Origin of the sequence: Streptomyces sp. NBC_01591, assembly GCF_035918155.1 — a bacterium.
GTDB lineage: Bacteria > Actinomycetota > Actinomycetes > Streptomycetales > Streptomycetaceae > Streptomyces.
The window spans coordinates 6115341-6136145 of the sequence record NZ_CP109327.1; the positions used below are offsets into that span (position 1 = coordinate 6115341).

Sequence of the window (20805 nt, forward strand, 5' to 3'; positions counted from 1 at the left end):
GGGACGTGTCGGGTCAGGATGGTCCGTACGGACTCGACTCGATGGGATCGAAACGCCAGATGGGGCCCGGAGGGGGCCGTACGTGTGCGATGTGGGGGAGGGTGCTCCCCGTGCGGGGCGGCGGGAACCGCCCCGCGGTCGGTGGTGGGATTGTGTCGTCCGGTCAGCTCGGCGGCGCGTCCTTGCGCAGCCGGAACCAGTAGAAACCGTGCCCGGCGAGAGTCAGCAGGTAGGGCAGATGACCGACGGCGGGGAAGCGCACCCCGCCGATCAGCTCCACCGGATGACGCCCGTCGAACGACCGCAGATCGAGCTCCGTCGGCTGTGCGAACCGCGAGAAGTTGTGCACGCACAGCACGAGATCGTCCCCGTGCTCACGAGTGAAGGCGAGCACGGCCGGGTTCGACGACGGCAGCTCGTTGTACGAGCCGAGACCGAAGGCGGGGTTCTGCTTACGGATCTCGATCATCCGCCGCGTCCAGTGCAGCAGCGACGACGGGGACGCCATCGACGCCTCGACGTTGGTGACTTGGTACCCGTAGACCGGATCCATGATGGTGGGGAGGTAGAGCCGCCCCGGGTCGCTGGAGGAGAAACCGGCGTTGCGGTCGGGCGTCCACTGCATCGGGGTGCGTACGGCGTCCCGGTCGCCGAGCCAGATGTTGTCGCCCATCCCGATCTCGTCCCCGTAGTAGAGGATCGGGGAGCCGGGCAGCGACAGCAGCAGCGCGGTGAACAACTCGATCTGGTTGCGGTCGTTGTCCAGCAGGGGCGCGAGCCGCCGCCGGATGCCGATGTTGGCCCGCATGCGCGGATCCTTGGCGTACTCCGCGTACATGTAGTCGCGCTCTTCGTCCGTGACCATTTCGAGGGTGAGCTCGTCGTGGTTGCGCAGGAAGATGCCCCACTGGCAGTTCTCCGGGATCGCCGGTGTCTTCGCCAGGATCTCGGAGACCGGGTAGCGGCTCTCGCGCCGCACGGCCATGAAGATGCGCGGCATCACGGGGAAGTGGAACGCCATGTGGCACTCGTCGCCGCCGGCCTGGTACTCGCCGAAGTAGTCGACGACGTCCTCCGGCCACTGGTTGGCCTCGGCGAGCAGCACGGTGTCCGGGTAGTGCGCGTCGATCTCCTTGCGGACCCGCTTGAGGAAGTCGTGGGTCTCCGGGAGGTTCTCGCAGTTGGTGCCCTCCCGCTGGTAGAGATACGGCACGGCGTCCACCCGGAAGCCGTCGATGCCGAGGTCCAGCCAGAAGCGGAGCGCGGAGATGATCTCCTCCTGCACCGCCGGGTTCTCGTAGTTGAGGTCGGGCTGGTGCGAGAAGAACCGGTGCCAGTAGTACTGCTTGCGCACCGGGTCGAAGGTCCAGTTGGACGTCTCCGTGTCCACGAAGATGATCCGGGCGTCCGGGAACTGCTTGTCGTCGTCGGCCCAGACGTAGTAGTCGCCGTACGGACCCTCAGGGTCGGTGCGGGACTGCTGGAACCAGTCGTGCTGATCGCTCGTGTGGTTCATGACGAAGTCGATGATCACGCGCATCCCGCGCTGGTGCGAGGCGTCGACGAACTCCACGAAGTCGGCCAGGTCGCCGAACTCCGGGAGCACGGCGGTGTAGTCGGAGACGTCGTAGCCGCCGTCGCGCAGCGGCGACTTGAAGAACGGCGGCAGCCAGAGGCAGTCGACGCCCAGCCACTGCAGATAGTCCAGTTTGGCGGTGATGCCCTTGAGGTCGCCGATGCCGTCGCCGTTGGAGTCCTGGAAGGACCTGACGAGGACCTCGTAGAAGACGGCGCGCTTGAACCAGTCGGGATCGCGGTCCTTGGCCGGGGTGTCCTCGAACGTGTCGTGGACAGGCTCATTGACGATCATGGTGTGGGTGACCCTCCGGTCGGCGGGGACGGTCGCAGGACGACGACGTGCGCGGGCGTGACGCCCGGCTCTAGGCGCACGTAGAAGGTCCTGCCCCAGTGATAGGTATCGCCGGTGAGCTCGTCGCGCACCGGCACGCGATCGTGCCGGTCGAGGCCGAGTCGCGGCATGTCCAACGAGACCGTGGCCTCGTGGGTGTGGTGCGGGTCGAGGTTGACGACCACCAGGACGGTGTTCGACCCCGAACGCTTGCTGTACGCGATCAACGCGTCGTTGTCGGTGGAGTGGAAGTGCACGTCGCGCAGCTGCTGCAACGCCGGGTTGCGGCGTCTGACGCGGTTGAGCGTGGTGATGAGCGGGGCCAGCGAACGGCCCTCGCGCTCCGCCGACTCCCAGTCCCTGGGCCGGATCTCGTACTTCTCCGAGTCGAGGTACTCCTCACTGCCGGGCCGGACCGGGGTGTTCTCGCACAGCTCGTAGCCCGCGTACACACCCCAGGAAGGGGAGAGCGTCGCGGCGAGGACGGCCCGCGCCTCGAAGGCCGGGCGGCCTCCGTCCTGGAGATAGCCGGACAGGATGTCCGGGGTGTTCACGAAGAAGTTCGGCCGCATGCAGGAAGCGGTTTCGCCCGACAGCTCCGTGACGTATTCGGTGATTTCCTGCCGGGTGTTGCGCCAGGTGAAATACGTGTAGGACTGCTGGAAACCGATTGCCGCGAGCGTCTTCATCATCGCGGGCCGGGTGAATGCCTCGGCCAGGAAGATCACATCGGGGTCGGTCCGGTTGATGTCCGCGATCACCTTCTCCCAGAAGATCACCGGTTTGGTGTGCGGATTGTCGACGCGGAAGATCCGTACCCCGTGATCCATCCAGAACCGCAGAATGCGCACGGTCTCGGCGACCAGTCCGCCCAGGTCCTTGTCGAAGGCGATCGGATAGATGTCCTGGTATTTCTTCGGCGGATTCTCGGCATAGGCGATCGTGCCGTCCGCGCGATGGTGGAACCACTCCGGGTGTTTCTTCACCCAGGGGTGGTCCGGAGAACACTGCAGCGCGAAATCGAGTGCGATCTCCATGCGCAGATTGCGGGCGGCCGCGACGAAATGATCGAAGTCGTCGAGGGTGCCGAGCTCGGGATGGACGGCGTCGTGACCGCCCTCGGCCGAGCCGATCGCCCACGGCACTCCCACGTCATGGGGGGCGGGGGAGAGCGAGTTGTTGGGGCCCTTGCGGTGGGTGGTTCCGATGGGGTGGATGGGCGGGAGATAGACCACGTCGAAGCCCATCGCGGCGACCGCGGGAAGCCGCTCGGCGGCCGTGCGGAAGGTGCCGCTGATGATCCTCGCCGGCGCCTTCGCCGCCTTCCCCGTCCTGCCCTTCCGCTTCGCGGGCGGACCGGCCTTCTCGACCCTGGCGCCCTCCGAGCGGGGGAACAGCTCGTACCAGGAGCCGAACAGGGCCCGCCGGCGCTCGACCACCAGCGGCACCGGCGGCGACGCGCTGACCAGGTCGCGCAGCGGATGACGGGCGAGCGCGGCCTGCGCCTCGGGCGCGAGCGCCGCGGCCAGCCGGGCAGCGGCCGGGCGGGACTCGTCGCGCAAGGCGTCGACGGCGGCCAGCACCGCCTCGCGCCCGTCCCGCTTGGGTACGCCGTCTGCGGCCCGCTCGTACAGCTCCGCACCCTCCGCCAGGACGAGCGCGGTGTCGATCCCCGCCGGAATCTTGATCCGGGCGTGCTGCCGCCAGGTGGTGACCGGATCGCTCCAGGCCTCGACCGTATACGTCCAGCGGCCCTCGGAATCCGGGGTGACGTCGGCGCCCCAGCGGTCGGTGCCGGGAGCGAGCTCGCGCATCGGCGTCCAGGGACCGGGACGCCCGCCCGGGTCCACCAGGACCACATTGGCGGCGACGGCGTCATGGCCCTCGCGGAAGACGGTCGCGGTGACCTGGAAGGTCTCACCGGCAACGGCCTTGGCGGGCCTTCTGCCGCAGTCGACGAGGGGACGGACGTCGAGGACGGGAATGCGACCGATCATGGAATCACCTGGGGACTGGGGTTCGGGCTGAACGGGGCGCGGCACAGTGGCGGAGGGCGAATTGCGCGCACCGCGACCGATCGGGTCCGTCCTTTCTAGCTGCTCCGTCGACGGCTGATGGGGTGTGGGCATGGCCGCTCCTGTCCGCATTCACTCGAATGGCAGTCGAATGGCCGGGGCACGGGTGTGTTGCGCGGATGTGAACCGGATGAAAACCGGACCCGCGGATGCCTCGCATTCGTGCTGCATTCGGGCGGCATTCACATGCCGCCCGGTGCGCACTCGGACTGTGTACCGGAGAAGCCTTCCCACGATTCTCGGTGGGCCAATCCGGTGGTTTGTTAACTACTCGGGCGTATCTGTGACGACCTGTTTGCGTCGGGCGCCGTCCCGAGTTCGCGGGCTCGCCGGTGCCCTTCCGGACGCCACTGGGCAGCTTTCCTTCTGGTGTGGAGTGCCACAAGACCGAATGAGGGAATGGAATCGGCCATTACCTGTGTGGCCGATGTGACTGGACGGGTCGTGAGGGAATCCGGATACGGATGGGGCGGCGTCCCGCCACCGCCGTCGAGGGTGACGGAGCGGCGCACACCGTGGTGCGTCCCCTCGGATCCGTACATCCCCTGCGAAGGTGGAATACGTGAAGGCCATTCGTCGATTCACCGTGCGCCCCGTCCTCCCCGACCCCCTTCAATCGCTCAGCGACCTCGCCCGTAACCTGCGCTGGTCCTGGCACACCGAGACCCGTGAGCTGTTCCACGCCGTCGACCCGGAGGTCCGGCGTACGGCGGAACGCGATCCCGTGCGGCTGCTCGGCGCCGTGTCCGCCGGACGGCTCGCCGAGCTGGCCCGGGACGAGCAGTTCCTGCACCGGCTGGCCGAGGCGTCCCAGGACCTCCGGGACTACCTGGGCGGACCCAGGTGGTACCAGGAACAGCTGGGGCTGGGAGCCGAACTCCCGGCCGCCGTCGCCTACTTCTCGCCCGAGTTCGGAGTGGCCGCGGCCCTGCCCCAGTACTCCGGCGGGCTCGGCATCCTGGCCGGCGACCACCTCAAGGCCGCCAGCGATCTCGGCGTCCCCCTCATCGGGGTCGGCCTGCTCTACCGGCACGGCTACTTCCGCCAGAGCCTGTCGCGCGACGGCTGGCAGCAGGAGCACTATCCGGTACTCGATCCGAACGAGCTCCCGGTCGCCCTGCTGCGCGAAGCCGACGGAACCCCGAGCCGGGTGGTGCTGGCCCTGCCCGGCGGCCGTTCGCTGCACGCCCACATCTGGCAGGCCCGGGTCGGACGCGTACCGCTGCTGATGCTCGACTCCGATGTGGAGGAGAACGCGCCGGGCGAACGCGAGGTCACCGACCGGCTGTACGGCGGCGGCAGCGAGCACCGGCTCCTCCAGGAGATGCTCCTCGGCATCGGCGGCGTGCGGGCCGTGCGCACGTACTGCCGTCTCACGGGGCACCCGGAGCCCGAGGTGTTCCACACCAACGAGGGGCACGCCGGCTTCCTCGGACTCGAACGCATCCGGGAACTCTCCGGCACCGGCCTCGACTTCGACTCCGCGATGGAGTCCGTACGGGCCGGCACGGTCTTCACCACCCACACCCCCGTGCCCGCCGGCATCGACCGGTTCGACCGGGAACTCGTCGCCCGGCACTTCGGCGACGACGGCGAACTCCCGGGCGTGGGCGTCGAACGCATCCTGCAACTGGGCATGGAGACCTACCCCGGCGGTGAACCCGGCCTCTTCAACATGGCGGTGATGGGCCTGCGGCTCGCCCAGCGGGCCAACGGCGTCTCCACCCTCCACGGCGCGGTCAGCCGGGAGATGTTCGCCGGACTGTGGCCGGGCTTCGACGCGGCCGAGGTCCCGATCACCTCGGTGACCAACGGGGTCCACGCACCCACCTGGGTCGCCCCCGAGGTCTTCCGGCTGCGCAACCGCTACGGCGGCACACCCGGACGCTGGGACTCCGCCGCCGAGGTCCCGGACCGGGAACTGTGGGACCTGCGCGGCTCCCTGCGCGGACAACTGGTCACCGAGGTGCGCGAGCGGCTGCACGCCTCGTGGCGGGCCCGGGGCGCCGAGCCGGCCGAACTCGGCTGGATCGACGGTGTGCTGGACCCGGACGTGCTGACGATCGGCTTCGCCCGGCGCGTTCCCTCCTACAAGCGGCTGACGCTGATGCTGCGCGACCGCGACCGGCTGACAAATCTGTTGCTCCACCCGACCCGGCCGATCCAGATCGTCGTCGCCGGCAAGGCTCACCCCGCCGACGACGGCGGAAAGCGGCTGGTGCGGGAGTTGGTGCGGTTCTCCGACGATCCCCGGGTGCGCCACCGCATCGTGTTCCTGCCGGACTACGGGATGGCCATGGCGCAGAAGCTCTACCCGGGCTGCGACGTATGGCTGAACAACCCGCTGCGCCCGCTGGAGGCCTGCGGTACGAGCGGGATGAAGGCCGCGCTCAACGGCTGCCTCAACCTCTCGGTGCTCGACGGCTGGTGGGACGAGTGGTTCGAGCCGGACTTCGGCTGGGCGATCCCGACCGCCGACGGTCTGGCGCTGGACGAGGACCGTCGGGACGATCTGGAGGCGGCCGCTCTCTACGAGCTGATCGAGGACAGGGTCGCGCCGCGCTTCTACGACCGGGGCGGTGCAGGACTTCCGGAGCGCTGGATCGAGATGGTCCGCCGCACACTGGGCACGCTCGGTCCCAAGGTGCTGGCCGACCGGATGGTGGGGGAGTACGTGGAGCGGCTGTACGTGCCCGCCGCTCGCGCCCGGCGTGCGCTGGACCCGGGGACGGCGCGCCGGCTCGCCGACTGGAAGGCCAGGGTCCGGGCCGCCTGGCCGCGCGTGGCCGTCGACCATGTGGAGGCCGTGGCGCCCACCGCGGCGGACGACTCGGCCGAGCTGGGGTCGACGCTGCTGTTCCGGGTCAGGGTCGCCCTCGGGGCGCTGGAGCCGGACGACGTGGAGGTGCAGGCGGTGGCCGGCCGGGTGGACGCCGCCGACGGGATCTCGGACGCCCAGGTCTTCCCGCTGAAGCCGGCCGGGGGCCAGGACCTGGAGGGCCGCTGGCTCTACGAGGGGCCGCTCGCCCTCGACCGCACGGGGCCGTACGGCTACACGGTGCGGGTGCTGCCGGCCCATCCGCTGCTGGCGACCGGGGCGGAACTCGGCCTGGTGGCGCTGCCCACGGAGGCGGCGGGGGACGGCGCGGGCGTGCTGATGCGCTGAGGGCCTGACACGGAACCGCCCGGCAGGGGCGTGAGCTCCTGCCGGGCGGTGGTCACCGGGTCATGACCGGTGTGGGGTTCAGAAGGTGAGCTTGAAGCTGTTGATCCGGCCCGTGTCACCCGAGTAGACGTCCTGGACCTTGAGCTTCCAGGTGCCGTTGGCGACCTCGGAGGACGCGTTGACCGTGTACGTGGCCTTGACGTCGTCCGCGGAGTCGAAGCCCGAGTTCTTCAGGCGGTACGAGGTGCCGTCCGGGGCGACGAGGTCGATGACCAGGTCGCCGCGGTAGGTGTGGGTGATGTCCACGTCGGCCTTGAGGGTGCTGGGCGCGTTGCCGGTGACACCGGTGACGTTGACCGAGCTGTAGACGGCCGCACCGCGGTCCGGGATGGCGACCGAGGTGGTGTTCTCGAAGACCTTGCCGCCCGGGTCGGGGTTGCCGCCGTCACGGGTGCCGACGTTGATGGCCGCCCAGGCGTCGCCGACCGCCTTGTACTCGGCGCTGGTCGTGCCGTACAGCTCACCGGCCACGGCGAGGGTGCCGGTGCGGGCCGCCGCGTAGTTCGTGGTGGAGGTGAACTTGGTGGTGAGCGCCTTGAACCAGATCTGCGCGGCCTTGTCGCGGCCGATGCCGGTCACCGGCAGGCCGTCGGAGGTCGGGGAGTCGTAGGAGACACCGTTGACGACCTTGGCGCCGCTGCCCTCGGAGAGCAGGTAGAAGAAGTGGTTCGCCGGGCCCGAGGAGTAGTGGACGTCGATGTTGCCGATGCCCGAGTACCACGCGTCCTTGGACGCGCCGTCCTTGCTCGGCTTGTCCATGTAGCGCAGCGGGGTGCCGTCGCCGTTGATGTCGATCTTCTCGCCGACGAGGTAGTCGCCCGGGTCCTCGGTGGTGTTGGAGTAGAACTCCACGCCCGCGGCGAAGATGTCGGAGGTGGCCTCGTTCAGGCCGCCGGACTCTCCGCTGTAGACCAGGTTGGCGGTGGCGGCGGTGACACCGTGCGACATCTCGTGCGCGGCCACGTCGAGCGAGGTCAGCGGCTTGGCGTTGCCCTCGCCGTCGCCGTACGTCATGCAGAAGCAGCTGTCCTGCCAGAAGGCGTTGACGTAGGCGTTGCCGTAGTGGACGCGGGAGTACGCGCCGACACCGTCACCGCGGATACCGCTGCGGCCGTGCACGTTCTTGTAGTAGTCCCAGGTCTCGGCCGCGCCGTAGTGGGCGTCCGCGGCGGCGGTCTCGGCGTTCGACGGGTTGCCGTTGCCCCACACGTCGGTGGTGTTGGTGAACAGCGTCCCGGTGCCGGACGAGCCGTGGTTCAGGTTGTACGTCTTGTGGTTGCCGCGGCCCGTGTCCGTCAGGGTGTACGACGGGGCGGTGCCGAGGGTGACCTGGCCGTTGTACTGGGTGTTGCCGGTGCCGTTCTCGACACCCTGCCACTCGTACAGCTTCGCCCCGGTGGCCGCGTCCGTGATGACGTGCAGCTCGTTGGGGGTGCCGTCGTGCTGGAGGCCGCCGACGACGGTCTCGTAGGCGAGCTGCGGCTTGCCCTGCGCCATCCAGACCACCTTGCGGGGTGCCCGGTCGGCCTCGGCCTTCTTCGAACCGTCGGCCTGGGCGAGCCCGAGGGCCTGCTTCTCGGCCTTGGCGGGCGCGATGTCCGCCTTCAGGTCCACGGCCTTCAGCTGACCGCTGGTCACCTTGGAGGCCTTGGTGACGCCCTGGGTCGCCCCGGCCTTGGACTCCTTGACGACCATGTCGCCGCCCAGCACCGGGAGTCCGGCGAAGGTGCGCTCGTAACGCGTGTGCGTGGTGCCGTCGTTGTCCTGGATGACATCCCGGACGACGAGCTTCTCCTGCGAGCCGAGACCGAGGTCCTTGGCCGTGTCCGCCTTGCTCGCGTCGGCCTCGCGGATCAACTCGGCGCGCTGGGACGGGGAGAGCTGCTTGGCCAGGGAACCCTGGTCGGCGCCGGCGTACGCCGGTACCGCCGAGGTGGTGCTGCCGGGGGTGGCAGTGGCCGTACCGGTCTGGACGCCGACGGCGAGGAGGGCTGCTGCGGCTATCAGAGCGCCGGTCGCGGTGGCACGACGGCTGGGCGTGGATCTCACGCGGACTCCTTCTGCGAGGGGGGTACCGGCGGCACGGTGAGCCGTCCGGGGTGAGTCGAGAAGTGCGCAGAACGGGGTGAAGAGTGTCAGCCGGAGGCCGTCTCTGTCAGGAGCGCGTCAACAACTTGGCCGGAACTCGTCCGTTGCTGGAAAGGTCGTGTTCGTTAAGCGGACGTTTCGCCGCTCGTCGCCCGGGTGCTGTACGGCGTCCCTCGGGGGCCGAATTCGAGGAGCGGGCCGGGGTCGGCCCGAACCCGCCGTGTTCGAACGAGGGCGGGGAAGGGGGCGTTCCCGGCTGGCCGAGATGGCATCGGGATGTGGCTTGTTTCTTACCATCTACTGGTCGGTGGAGAGCCGGTGCCTGGAGGAGTCCGTCACTCGGGGCAGCCGGCCGTGGCGGCGGCCGGATTCGCCGCGTTCGCCCGGCGGCCGACCTCGGTGCGCCGGGGACGGAGGGGCCGGTCGTCTCCGCCGCGGACCTGCTCTCGTTCACCCGTATCGGCGGGCTCGGCGCTCCGTACGACACCCACCGGGTCCGCCGTTCACGACCGGGGCACGGGTACTACGGCTCCCGGCGTAGCCGACGCCGCGCCGGCGCCCCCGGGAAGCGCGGGCGCGACCGGTGCCGCCCGTAAGGAGGAGCGGAGCCGGTCGCGGAGAAGCCCGGAAGCCCGGAAGGCCGGGCGTCAGGCGGTGGTGAGCACCATCCGGAAACGGGCGGCGCCGGACAGCATCTTCCGGTACGCCTCCTCCGCCCCGTCCAGCGGCACGGTCTCGGTCATCGGACGGATCCCGTGCAGGGCGCTGAACGCCAGGGTGTCCTGCACGTCCTGCGCGGTGCCGGACGGGTGGCCGCGGACGACCTTGCCGCTCATCAGCAGCTGGTTCGGGCTGATCCCCAGCGGCTCCTGGTCCGCGCCGATGACCACCAGCTCGCCGCGGGGCGCGAGCCCCTCCACGGTCGCCGTGATGGCCCCGGAATGGGCAGCGGTGGCCAGGACGGCCCGGGCACCGCCCAGGGCCTGCAGCGCGTCCGCGACGCTGGTGCCCGCGGTGCTGTCGACGTAGTGGTGCGCGCCGAGCTCCTTCGCGAAGTCGGCCTTGGCGGCTCCGCGGGCGATCGCCACCGTCTCGAACCCCATCGCGGCCGCGTACTGCACGCCCAGGTGCCCGAGGCCACCGATGCCGAGCACGGCGACCAGGTCCCCCGGCCGGGCGGAACTGCGCCGCAGCCCGTTGTACGTGGTCACCCCCGCACAGCCCATGGGCGCCGCGTCGGCCGCCGACAGCGCGTCGGGGATCCGGGCCAGGGCGTCCGCCGGGACGGTCACGCTCTCGGCATAGCCTCCGTCGTACGCCCACCCGGGCACCTTCAGGTTCGGGCAGACGACGAAGTCGCCCTGTCGGCAGGGCGTGCAGTGGCCGCAGCTGCCACCGAACCAGCCCACCGCCACCCGGTCGCCCACCTGCCAGGAGCTCTGCGTACCGTCGCCGAGCTCCGCGATCCGGCCGGCGATCTCGTGCCCGGGGACCACCGGGAACCGTACGCCCGGGAGCGCGGCGTTCACGAAGAGCGCGTCGCTGTGGCAGACGCCGCAGGCGTCCACGGCCACCCGGACATGACCCGGGCCAGGCTGCGGCACCGCGCGCTCGACGATCTCGAAAGGACCGCCGGCGGCGGTGGCCTGCGCGGCTCGGTAGACGCTGGAGACGCTCATCTGGATCTCTCCGGTATTACGGGTGGACGGCCCCCGCAATCAGCAGACCAGCTCCGGTCCGGTCACGCGCGCTGGGCGGAGCGGACGGGGGCCGGGCCCGCCGCGGCCGCGCGTCGCCGGCTCAGGGGGAAGGCGGCCGTTCGCCGTGCCAGGAGCGCCAGAGCGCGGCGTAGGCGCCGTCCGCTGCCACGAGCTCGTCGTGGGTGCCCAGTTCGCTGATCCGGCCGTCCTCCATCACGGCCACTCGGTCGGCGTCGTGGGCCGTCTGCAGGCGGTGTGCGATGGCGACGACGGTCCGGCCTTCGAGGACGGCGGCCAGCGCCCGTTCCGTGTGCCGGGCGGTCCTCGGGTCCAGGAGCGCGGTGGCCTCGTCGAGTATCAGCGTGTGCGGGTCGGCCAGCACCACGCGCGCCAGGGCGAGCTGCTGTGCCCGGGCGCCGTCCGGCCGATGCCCTCCGTGGCCCAGATCGGTGTCCAGGCCGTCCGGCAGCTCGTCGGCCCAGGCGGCGCCGACGGCGGCGAGTGCCGCGCGCAGTTCGGCGTCGGTGGCGCCGGCCGAGGCGATCCTCAGGTTGTCCCGGACCGTGCCGAGGAAGACGTGGTGCTCCTGGGTGACCAGGACGACGTGCCGGCGCAGCCGGTCGGGGTCCAGGCCGGCGACCGGGACCCGGCCGACCGTCACCGAGCCGGTGCGCGGTGCGTCCATGCCCGCCAGCAGTCTGCCCAGGGTGGTCTTGCCCGCGCCGGAGGGGCCGACGATCGCCAGCCGCTCGCCGGGACGGACCGTCAGGCCGACACCGTGCAGGACGTCGTCCCCGTCGTCGTAGGCGTAGTGCACATCCGTCACTTCGATCCGGTCGTCGGCCGGCGCGGGGGAGGCGGCCGGTGGGGTGTGCGCCGCCGGACCGAGGCCCTCGACCCTGGCGAACGAGGCGCTGCTGCTCTGCAGCTGTTCCAGCCGCTGGAGGATGGTGTCCAGCGGCTGGGAGAGCTGCCGCAGATAGAGGGCCGAGGCGACCACTGCGCCGAGGCTCACCGTGCCGTGCTCGTGCAGTACGCCGCCGATCAGCAGGACACCGGCCACCGGAATGACGTACGAGATGTCCACGGCCGGGAAGAGCACACTGCGCAGGAACAGCGTCCGGGTCCGGGTGGTCCAGCACTCTTCGATGGCCTCCTGGCATGCCGTGATGCGGCGCTGCTGAAGCCCGAGGGCCTCGACGGTGCGGGCGCCGGCGGCGGTGGCCGCGAGCTGTTCCGCGAGCGCCGAGTTGGCGGCTCCCTCATCCAGGTACGCGGTGAGCGCCCGGCGCAGATACCAGCGGGCGGCGAACCAGATCCCGAGCAGACCCAGCACCCCGCACGCACCGAGCAGCGGGTCGAGCGCGAAGACCGCGCCGAGGATGAACAGCGCCTGGACCGTGGCGATGAGGACCTCCGGCCCGGCATCCCGGAGGGTGGCGCCGACCGACGCGACATCGGTGGTGCCACGGGTCATCAGGTCGCCCGTGCCGGCCCGCTCGACCACCGGGGCGGGCAGCGCGAGCGCCCGGTCGGCGAACTGCTCGCGGATACGCGCCAGGGTCCGCTCGCCGAAGCGGTGTCCGACGTAGCCGGCGTAACGGGCCAGGAGGAGTTGCGCCACGGCGAAGACGAGGATGGTGAGCGCGAGGCGGTCCACCGTGGCCACCCCGCCGCCGGCCCCCACCTCGTCGATGATGCGGCCGAGCAGCCACGGGCCGACGAGTCCGGCACCGGCGGCCAGCGCGTTGAGGCCGATCATGGCGGCGAAGACGCGACCGTCCAGTCGGATCAGCCGGAGCGCCGCCCGGCGTATCCGGGACGGTTCGGCGATGGGCAGGGCCTGGGGCGCAGGCCCGGATCCGGCGGTCATCGCACGGCCTCCCTGGACGGCGGGACGTTTCCTTCGTCGGCGGGGTCGTCGTCCGCGCCGCGGGACACCAGGAGGCGGTAGCCGGACTCCCGGTCCAGGAGCTCACGATGGCTGCCGACGGCCGCGACGCAGCCGTCGACCAGGTAGTACACGGTGTCCGCCCGGTCCAGCAGGAGCGGTGAGGTGCTGGTGACGACCGTGGTGCGGCCGGAGCGTGCGGCGCGCAGCCGGGCCGCCATGGCCGCCTCGGTGTGTGCGTCGACCGCCGAGGTGGGCTCCACCGCCAGGAGCACCTCGGGATCGGCCAGCAGGGCACGGACCAGCCGGATGCGCTGGCGCTGGCCTCCGGAGAGGTTGCGGCCCTGCGCGTCGACGGGCGAGTCGAGCCCGTCCGGCAGACCGCGGACGATGTCCTGCGCCACGGCCGCGTACAGGGCGCGACCGATGGACTCCTCGTCCCGGTCCCGGACCCCGCCGATCACCTCGCGCAGCGAACCGGCGAACAGATCGGCCTCGTTGTCCGCGACCAGGATCCGCCGGCGCACCTGCGTCAGGTCGATCTCGTCGAGGCGTATCGCGCCCCAGGCCGCCGCCGAACCGGTGAACCGCCCCAGCCGCTCGACCACCGCCGCGGACTCCGACGGCCGGGCGCCGACCAGCGCGGTCAGCCTCCCGGGCACCACCTCGACGCCGGATGCCGGATCACGCAGGACGGACGGCTCGGCGGGCCCGTCCGCGGCCGCGTCTCCACCCGCGTCCCCGCCCTCGGAATCGGGCTCCAGGGCCAGGAAACGTATGACTCTGCGGGCGGCGACCAGTCCGCGGCTGAGGTCGTAGCCGCCCTCGATGAAGAACGAGACCGGCACCACGAGCACCGCGGCGTACCCGTAGACCGCGACCAACTCGCCGACGCTGATGGTCCCCTGAGCGGCCATCCGGGCCGCCAGCCAGGTCACGGCCCCCAGGAACAGGGTGGGCAGGCCGACGCCGAGGGCCTGGATCCAGCTGGTCACCGCGCCGACGCGGTACCCCTCCGCCTGCAAGGCCCGCGAGCCGCTCCGGTAGCGCTCGGCGTACACCTCCTTGCCGCCGATGCCGTTGAGTACGCGCAGGCCCCCGACCATGTCCTCGAACCGGTCGGCGAGCCGGCCCTGCCGCTCCCGGTACGTCGCCTCGACGCCCTGCAGCCGCCCCAGCAGCGGGCCGACCAGCACCGCGAGCAGCGGTACCCCGAGCAGCACCACCGCGGCGAGCAGCGGTTCCACGGCCAGCAGCAACGCGGCCACGACGACGAAGGCGAGGACCGCGCCGACACCGGGGCCCGTGATGGTCAGCGTGCCGGCGATCACGGCGACGTCGCCGAAGCCGATCGTGACGACTTCCCCGGCCGTGACCCGCCGCGGCAGCGCCCCGCCCAGCCGGGTCGCCTGTCCGACCACGACCCGCACGGAACGGAAGGCGGCGTCCAGCCGCACCCTGGTCATCGTGCGGTGCCGCATGATGGCCAGCCACGCGTTCAGCACCCCCACACCCAGCAGCGCCGCGACCCAGCCGGCCAGTGCGGGCCACCGTCCCGGTTGCAACCCGTCGTCGATGGCGCGGGAGAGCAGGTACGGCGGCAGCGTCAGACAGACCATCCAGGCGCTGCCGAGCAGCGCACCGGCGGCGATCCGGCGGCGCTGACAGACGATCAGCCACCAGAGGTATCGCAGGGCGCTGCGGTGGTCGGGGGGTCGTATGGGGTGCGGTGGGCGATTCCTGATCTCGATCCCTCCCTGGGACGGCAGCGGAACGCGGTCGCGGATGCCTGCTCCATGGATCGTACGGACAGCGTGTACGTGCAGTCCGTGTCGGGGACGACGACGAGGAGCGGGGCGCCGGTCTTGATGTGTGCGTGGGCGGCGCGTTGGCTCTCGCGGTCCTCGTACCAGGCGCGGAGTTCCGCGAGGTGGCCGAGGCGCGGGTCGAGGCCGAGCCGGTCCACGATCCACAACGCCTGCCCGCCGAGCCACCGCAGCGCGAGGACGGGGGAGATCGTCCGGAAGGTGCCCAGGACGTACCGCGCCGTTTCATCGGCGCCGTACACGAGCCCTTCGGCGATTGCCGCGCACAGGTAACTCGCCTGCTCGGGCGATGCGTTCACGTCGCCGGTCACAGGATCCGCCCCTCGCTCCGGGCATTGCACCGCGCGATCTCGGCCCGCAACCGCTCTATCGGACTCGGAGCCCGCACGCTTGCGGGCTCCGCCTCCCACTCCGTCCCGCCACAGACCGGCCGCAACGACCAGTACGGGCCGGACGTCCCCCGGAACTCTCCGACCTGGTCACGGCGGCTGGTGTCCACCAACAGCGTGCCGGGTGAGGGCAGTTGTGGGGGATTCTGCTCGTTCGGGGGGCCGTTTTGCACAGACACGGGCCACTCCTCTCCGTAACGGTTCCGCTACCAAGGGGGATCAGCGTGGCCTAGAGTCGAGAAGGTCTTCAACTTACGCAGATTGACAGGCAAGTTAGGTGCCGGATGGTGAATCGGAAGGAACTGGACCCCGATCGATCGCCGAGTGCGGCGTTCGGCGCGCGTCTTCGCAGTTTGCGGGATGAGCGTGGCTGGACGCAGGATGAACTCGGCGAGCGCATGGGGTGTTCCGGGGCGCACATTTCTGCTGTTGAAACTGGACGGCGGAAACCAACTCAACAGTTCGCAGCAAGTGCTGACAGGACGTTTGGAACCGGCAACCGGTTCGAACGCCAGAGCCGGGCGGTCAGGCACAGGGCGCTGCTTGAGGGCTTCCCGGAGTACGTCACTCACGAGGCGCGCGCGGTAGAGATCAGGCTCTACGAAGTTGGTGTCATACCTGGCCTGCTCCAGACTCCGGAGTACGCATCAGCGCTCGGAAAGAGCACGGTGAAACGGGGCGTTGCCTCGCGGGAGCAAGCCGACGAGCGGATTGCGCTGGTGGCGCAGCGCCAAGCGTCGCTCACACGAACACCGCCCCCGTTGGTTTTCGTGGTGCTTGACGAAAGCTGTCTCCTCCGTCCCATCGGGGACGGCGCGCTCATGGGCGCACAGTTCGCGCGTTTGATGGAGTTTGCCGAGCTGCCGAACACCGTGCTTCAAGTCGCTCCGTTCGCCATCGGGGTTCGTCGTCCGATGACGTTGCCGGTAACAGTGCTCACGATGCCGGACCGTTCGCTCATGTCGTACGCGGAGTCCGCCAACCGGGGCCATCTTGAGCGGGACAGCGCATCGGTGCTGCCCATCCTGACGGACTACCATCAACTACAGGCCGAAGCGCTGTCGCGAGCGGCGTCCGTGGCCATGATCAGCCAGTTACGAAAGGGCACCCCGTGACGACCGAGTCCCCCCGTTGGTTCAAGTCTTCATTCAGCGAGAACGGCGGCCAGTGCATCGAGGTCGCCGCCAACCTCGTCGCCCCGCTCGGCGTGGTTCCCGTCCGCGACTCCAAGAACCCGAGCGGCCCGGTGCTGAATGCCTCCGCCGCCTCGTTCGCCTCGTTCGTGGCGGGCGTCAAGGCCGGAGAGCTCGGCACCATCTGACCGCCCGGTCAATGCACACCGTTGCAGGCTGCCCCATCGTGCCGAGTGCGGTGGGGCTTCTTCCGCACAGGCCGATCAGGTAGCCCTGGGAGGGAACCGGTCATGACCCTGTGTGTGAAAGCTGCGCCGGTGGCACAGCCGCCCCGCGATGCTTGATGTTGACGGCCGAAGCCTTGGCCAGTGCCACGGGGTTCACTGCCGTCAGGCGCATGACAACTGTGCGCCTTCGGGAACTGGTCAGCCGGCTCCCCGGGTTCGTCCGGGACCCATCACGCCAGGAGGTCGCGCCAGCGGTCGGCCGACTCCAAGGTGTCCAGGCTGACCTGCTCCAGGAACGCGCCTGACCTGGCCTGCCGCTGCCCCACGGGGCTGTCGGGTCCGTACGTCTGTGCCGAGGCCATCGCAGCCCGCGCCGCCTCCAGCGTCTGCCGCGCGCTGAGCACGACGGAGTGGTACCAGGCCTCGTCGTCGATCACGTAGACGTCGCGACGCCGCTGCGGATCGCGTTCGCGCCGGACATAGCCGTGCTGGACGAGGTAGTTGACGGCCACGGAGACGGAGGCGGGGCTGACCTCCAGCCTGCGGGTCAGCTCGGCCGCGGTGCGCCTGCCGTCCTCGGACAGCAGCAGGTCGACGTGCACGCGTGCTGTCATCCTCGGCAGCCCCGCCCGGACCGCTATCTCGATGATCTCCTCTCCCGTTGTGCCACTCGGCGGTCCGGCCGTGCGCGGGGGTGTTGGTGTGCCACGCCGCGCCCGCTGGGCCGTCGCCCGATGCGCCTGCTGGGGCTGGTAGCCGCTGGGGCCGCCGTTGCGTCCGATCTCCCGGCTGATCGTCGAGGTCGGCCGGTCGAGCCGCCTCGCGATCTCGGCGTAGGAGAGCCCGTCGGTGAGTCCGGCCGCGATGCGCTGGCGGTCCTGCTGGGTCAACCGTCCTCCTGGCATGCCGTCAGTATTGCTTTCGCCGCCATTCATTGCAACGCGATATTGCATTCAGGCCCATCGTCATTGCATCAATATTCCGCTATTCATCTGGGGAAACGCCTTTCTGCCGATTGACGCCATTCTGAATGCAACGTAGCTTTCGAGCATCGTCAAACGCGTACTATCGCGAGATGAGGAATGGTCATGGGTGAATTACTGCACACCGTCACGACGATGCCGACGGAGCGTCGGTCCGGCTGTCCCTTCGACCCGCCGGCGGAGCTGGTCGACGCCCGCCGGCACGGCCCCATCAGCGGGTACACCTTCCCCGGCGGAAAGCCCGGCTGGCTGATCACCGGATACGACCTGGTCAGGGCGGTCCTGGCTGACCAGCGGTTCAGCTCGCGCAAGGAGCTCCTGCTCCACCCGACCATCGACTACGGAGACATGAAGTCACCCCCGGCGCCGCCCGGTGAGTTCCTCCTCATGGACGAGCCCCTGCACAGCCGCTACCGAAAGCCGCTGATGGGCAAGTTCACCGTACGGCGGATGCGTCTGCTCACCGAGCGCGTCGAGCAGATCACCGCCGACCACCTGGACGCCATGGAGGAGGCCGGGCCGTCGGCGGACCTGGTGACCGCGTTCGCCAAGCCCGTCCCCGCCATCGTGATCTGTGAACTGCTGGGGGTGCCGTACGAGGACCGGGGGTCCTTCCAGGAGCAGGTCGACTCGTTCATGAGCGGGGAGACGAGCGACGAGGACCTGATAGCGGCCTACACCGCGACCCAGGAGTACCTCGCGGAACTGGTGGCCGCCAAACGCGCGAACCCCACCGACGACGTGCTCAGCGACCTCACCACCGACAGCGATCTGACCGACGAGGAGCTGAAGGGGATCGCCCTGGTCCTGCTGGCGGCCGGGTTCGACACCACCGCGAACATGCTGGCCCTCGGCACCTTCGCGCTGCTGCGCAACCCGGAGCAACTGGCCGCGCTGCGTGCCGATCCCACGCTCGCCGACCCGGCCGTGGAGGAGTTGCTGCGGTACCTCAGCGTCGCCAAGACGTTCATGAGGACGGCGCTGGAGGACGTCGAGGTGGGCGGCCGGACCATCAAGGCCGGCTCGCCTGTGATCCTGTCGTACAACACCGCCAACCGCGACCCCGAGCGCTTCGCCGATCCCCACGTGCTCGACCTCCGCAGGCAGGACGGTGGACACCTGGCCTTCGGCCACGGCATCCACCAGTGCCTGGGGCAGCAACTGGCCCGCGTCGAGATGAAGGTCGCGTTCCCCGCGCTGTTCAACCGCTTCCCCACGCTGCGCCTGGCCGTACCGCCCGAAGAGGTTGCCCTGCGTCCGGAGATCGCGGACATCTACGGGGTGAAGAGCCTCCCGGTCACCTGGGACGTGTGACCGATGAGGATCACTGCGGACGCCGAGCGCTGCGCTGTCGTGGAACCGTCTGCCTGCCGGGAGGCCGCAGACGGTGCGACACGAGCCGCACGATCCGCCCCGCGAGTGCCAGAGGCATCCTCGTTCGTTGCTATCCGTTCGCCCCGACCGGCGGCACATCTTTCCTCAGCCGGAGAAAGGCTCAAGGACGAAGCGACCCCACGCGACAAAGGCTGCGAGCACGAGGTAGACCGAGTTCAGCATCACGAGCTTGTACTGACCAAGGCGGCCATGAGTGATCATCGCGCCGACCATGAGAGCAACCCAGCACACAGCGGTTACCGGAACCATGACCGGTGCGATGTCGAGCACGGCGGGCAGGATCAGGCCGACTGCGGCCAGCAGCTCCAGGAACCCGAGGGTCTTGACGAAACCGATGCCGGCGTCTTGGGTCCATTCCCCGCCATCGTGCGCGGCCAGTTTCTCCTTGGGTATGAACGCCTTGCTGATGCCGCCGCCCAGGGCGACTGCGGCCAGCAGTCCGGTCGCAATCCACAGAGTGAGGTTCATGGGGTTTCTCCTTGCCTTGTGTCGGTGGCTCCGGGTGTCGACAACCGACCGTGAACGCTTGGCCGAACTGCTGGTTCAGCGGTGGACAGCGGCCTCGCCGCGCTTGGCCTGCAGCAGTTGCCGGCGCTTGTCATCCTTGAAGCCCCAGGTGAACGAGCCGGGCTTGCGTGCCTCGTCCACCAGTTCCTTGACGACGCCCTTGCAAGCGCGCTCCTTGATCCCTGCGCCGAGGCGGCCGCCGATGCAGTACCTGTTCGCGGTGTCGTCCTTGGAGGCGATCTGCACGGTGGCGGCGCGACGGCCCAGGGCGATGCACTGGCCGAAGAAACCCACGTTGATGGCCTCGGGCTGCGCACCCGCGATCCGGGCCAGCACCGTGTCGGCGGCGTGCGCTCCCAGCGGACGAGCGGTCTGGCAGCTCATTCGCAGCGGCAGGTCCGACGGTGCCGCCGAATCCCCGGCCGCGACGATGCGCACATCGTCCACGCTCGTCAACGTCTCGTCGGTGAGCAGGCGGCCCAAGGCGTCGGTGCTCAGCCCGCTGCACGTGGCCAGGTCCGGCACGCCGAACCCGGCGGTCCAGATCGTCACCGTGCTCGGCAGCGTGTGGCCGCCACTGAGCTGCACGGTATCGCGGGTCACCGCCGTCACCTTCGCGTCGGGGCCTTCGAGTACGGTCACCCCGAGCCTGGCCAGCCTCTTGGCAACCGAGCGCCGAACCCGCGGATGCAGATAGGAGCCGAGTACCCCGCCGCACACCAGGGTCACCCGACGGCCCTGCTCCGCCAGCTCGGCGGCGATCTCGATACCGGTCGAACCAGCTCCCACAACCGTCACCACGGCCGTCGAGGGCGCGGCGTCGACCATCGTCCGCAACCGCTGTGCCTCCTCCAGGGTGGCGATCGGGTGGGCGAACTCGGCCGCCCCGGGGACGCGCAGGTCGGCGCTGCCACTGCCCACCGCGTAGATCAGGTAGTCGTAGCCGATCGTGCCGCCGCTCGCCGACGTCACGCTGCGCCCGGGGGCGTCGATCCGTGCCACGGTGTCGACCACCAGCCGGACGCGCTCGCCCAGGACCTCCCGGTAGTCGACGACCGCCGCGTGGGACCCTCCCACCACCTGGTGCAGGCGAACCCTCTCGACAAAGGCCGAACGCGGGTTGACCAGCGTCACTGATACGTCGTCGCGCTGCGTCAGACGATTGGCGGCCAAGACGCCCGCGTACCCGCCGCCGATCACGACCACATCGGTGCTCCCAGTCATGGTGTCTCCTTCGTTCCGAGGGGTTCGGGCACAAGACACCGCAAGACCGATCGCTGTGACAGCATGTGAGGCGGATCACTCTGCGGGGGCTCGGGCTCGGCCCAGGGTTCACCGCGGCGACGCTCGCCGCTGAACGCGGCGTCGCCCTGCCCGCTCCCTTCCCCGCCGCAGCGGATCCTTCGCCGTGGTCGCTGGCCGCCTGGCTGCTACTGGCTGGGGACCACTGCGGTGC

Annotated in this window: 15 protein-coding genes; 4 read left to right on the forward strand and 11 right to left on the reverse strand. The window is 70.0% G+C overall.

Annotated features, from left to right (window positions below; all coding sequences use genetic code 11):
* Window positions 1–163: 163 nt before the first annotated feature.
* Window positions 164–1870 (reverse strand): maltose alpha-D-glucosyltransferase, encoded by a 1707-nt coding sequence (treS, locus tag OG978_RS28380; protein WP_326767924.1) that lies wholly within the window; start codon window positions 1868–1870, stop codon window positions 164–166.
* Entirely contained in the window at window positions 1867–3906 is a 2040-nt protein-coding gene (locus OG978_RS28385) for an alpha-1,4-glucan--maltose-1-phosphate maltosyltransferase (RefSeq protein ID WP_326767925.1), read from the reverse strand. Before OG978_RS28385 ends, treS begins: the two co-directional genes overlap by 4 nt.
* A 640-nt stretch (window positions 3907–4546) precedes the next feature.
* On the opposite strand from OG978_RS28385, the gene glgP reads away from it, so the two are divergent.
* A complete protein-coding gene (gene glgP / locus OG978_RS28390; protein WP_326767926.1) occupies window positions 4547–7150 on the forward strand; it encodes an alpha-glucan family phosphorylase in 2604 nt (867 codons plus the stop codon).
* A 78-nt stretch (window positions 7151–7228) separates the two neighbouring features.
* Here glgP and OG978_RS28395 read toward each other — a convergent pair whose 3' ends face one another.
* From OG978_RS28395 to OG978_RS28420, 6 genes are all read right to left on the reverse strand, one after another.
* Window positions 7229–9259 carry a M4 family metallopeptidase gene (locus tag OG978_RS28395; protein ID WP_326767927.1) on the reverse strand — a complete coding sequence of 677 codons (2031 nt, stop codon included), beginning with the start codon at window positions 9257–9259 and terminating at the stop codon, window positions 7229–7231.
* Between the two features lie 686 nt (window positions 9260–9945).
* A complete protein-coding gene (locus tag OG978_RS28400) occupies window positions 9946–10977 on the reverse strand; it encodes an alcohol dehydrogenase (protein WP_326767928.1) in 1032 nt (343 codons plus the stop codon).
* 121 nt (window positions 10978–11098) lie between these two features.
* Window positions 11099–12871: an ABC transporter ATP-binding protein gene (locus OG978_RS28405; RefSeq protein ID WP_326767929.1), complete on the reverse strand. Its 1773-nt coding sequence runs from the start codon at window positions 12869–12871 to the stop codon at window positions 11099–11101.
* Window positions 12868–14508, reverse strand: a complete 1641-nt coding sequence (locus OG978_RS28410) for an ABC transporter ATP-binding protein (RefSeq protein ID WP_326767930.1) — start codon at window positions 14506–14508, stop codon at window positions 12868–12870. The genes OG978_RS28405 and OG978_RS28410 overlap by 4 nt, the downstream gene beginning before the upstream one ends.
* Window positions 14509–14561: 53 nt before the next feature.
* Window positions 14562–15026, reverse strand: coding sequence for a hypothetical protein (locus OG978_RS28415; protein WP_326767931.1), 465 nt, complete (start codon window positions 15024–15026; stop codon window positions 14562–14564).
* Window positions 15023–15277, reverse strand: coding sequence for a hypothetical protein (locus OG978_RS28420; RefSeq protein WP_442817852.1), 255 nt, complete (start codon window positions 15275–15277; stop codon window positions 15023–15025). Before OG978_RS28420 ends, OG978_RS28415 begins: the two co-directional genes overlap by 4 nt.
* A 111-nt stretch (window positions 15278–15388) precedes the next feature.
* Between OG978_RS28420 and OG978_RS28425 the strand changes: the two genes are divergently transcribed.
* A complete protein-coding gene (locus OG978_RS28425) occupies window positions 15389–16219 on the forward strand; it encodes a helix-turn-helix domain-containing protein (RefSeq protein ID WP_326767933.1) in 831 nt (276 codons plus the stop codon).
* Entirely contained in the window at window positions 16216–16425 is a 210-nt protein-coding gene (locus OG978_RS28430) for a DUF397 domain-containing protein (protein ID WP_326767934.1), read from the forward strand. Before OG978_RS28425 ends, OG978_RS28430 begins: the two co-directional genes overlap by 4 nt.
* A gap of 269 nt (window positions 16426–16694) precedes the next feature.
* On the opposite strand, the gene OG978_RS28435 is transcribed toward OG978_RS28430, so the two are convergent.
* Window positions 16695–17369, reverse strand: a complete 675-nt coding sequence (locus OG978_RS28435; protein WP_442817756.1) for a helix-turn-helix domain-containing protein — start codon at window positions 17367–17369, stop codon at window positions 16695–16697.
* 183 nt (window positions 17370–17552) lie between these two features.
* Between OG978_RS28435 and OG978_RS28440 the strand changes: the two genes are divergently transcribed.
* On the forward strand, window positions 17553–18761 hold the full coding sequence (locus tag OG978_RS28440; protein WP_326767936.1) for a cytochrome P450: 1209 nt from the start codon (window positions 17553–17555) through the stop codon (window positions 18759–18761).
* A 165-nt stretch (window positions 18762–18926) separates the two neighbouring features.
* On the opposite strand, the gene OG978_RS28445 is transcribed toward OG978_RS28440, so the two are convergent.
* Together OG978_RS28445 and OG978_RS28450 are read right to left on the reverse strand one after the other, a co-directional pair.
* Complete coding sequence (locus tag OG978_RS28445; RefSeq protein WP_326767937.1) at window positions 18927–19310, reverse strand: DoxX family protein; 384 nt, start codon at window positions 19308–19310, stop codon at window positions 18927–18929.
* 75 nt (window positions 19311–19385) lie between these two features.
* Window positions 19386–20573, reverse strand: a complete 1188-nt coding sequence (locus OG978_RS28450) for an NAD(P)/FAD-dependent oxidoreductase (protein WP_326767938.1) — start codon at window positions 20571–20573, stop codon at window positions 19386–19388.
* Between the last annotated feature and the right edge of the window lie 232 nt (window positions 20574–20805).